The sequence below is a fragment of the Pseudomonas sp. H9 genome, from assembly GCF_004353925.1.
Lineage (GTDB): Bacteria > Pseudomonadota > Gammaproteobacteria > Pseudomonadales > Pseudomonadaceae > Aquipseudomonas.
The window spans coordinates 1-1,016 of record NZ_SMOK01000042.1 but is presented as its reverse complement, the minus strand read 5'-3'; the positions used below and the strand labels follow the sequence as shown (position 1 = coordinate 1,016).

General features: G+C 57.6%; 1 protein-coding gene. It reads left to right on the top strand.

What is annotated here, in order from left to right:
• A partial coding sequence (locus E1573_RS26805; protein WP_165957384.1) for an immunoglobulin-like domain-containing protein occupies positions 1-1,016 on the top strand: 1,016 nt, incomplete at both ends.

Here is a 1,016-nt window from a genome sequence, read left to right as displayed (position 1 = left end):
GCCAGCAAAGTCACTGCGACCGTCACTGAAGTGAATGGCGGCAACTTCGAAGGCACCGACCTCAAAGGCGCGAATGCAACTGCAACCGTTGAAGACACGGTGCAAAACACCAAGGTCGAAGTCACCGCAGACGCGGCGAAAGAAGGCGACGCCAACGTCACCTTCCATTTCCAGCTGAGCAACCCGCCACAGGCCGGTAGCACCGCCGTGCTGACCGTCAATGTCGGTGGCAAGAATTACTTCGTCACGGTCGATGACAAGGGTTACGGCAAACTCGAAGTCCCGAACGCCAACATCGAAGACGTCTACACCGACGCCAGCAAAGTCACCGCGACCGTCACTGAAGTAAACGGCGGCAACTTCGAAGGTACTGACCTGAAAGATGCGTCGGTGACCGTTGATGTCAAAGACACCATCCAAAACACCACGGTCGAAGTGACCGCCGATGCGGCGAAAGAAGGCGACGCCAACGTTACCTTCCACTTCCAGCTGAGCAATCCACCGCAAGCCGGCAGCACCGCCGTGCTGACCGTCAATGTTGGCGGCAAGGACTACTTCGTCACGGTCGACAGCAAGGGTTACGGCAAGCTCGAGGTCCCGAACGCCAACATCGAAGACGTCTACACCGACGCCAGCAAGGTCACTGCGACCGTCACTGAAGTAAACGGCGGCAACTTCGAAGGTACTGACCTGAAAGATGCCTCGATCACGGTTGATGTCAAAGACACCATCCAGGACACCACCGTCAAAGTGACCGCGGATGCCGCGAAAGAAGGCGACGCCAACGTTACCTTCCACTTCCAGCTGAGCAACCCACCACAGGCCGGTAGCACTGCCATCCTGACCGTCAATGTCGGCGGCAAGGACTACTTCGTCACCGTCGACAGCAAGGGTTACGGCAAACTCGAAGTCCCGAACGCCAACATCGAAGACGTCTACACCGACGCCAGCAAGGTCACTGCCACCGTCACTGAAGTAAACGGCGGCAACTTCGAAGGCACCGACCTGAAAGATGC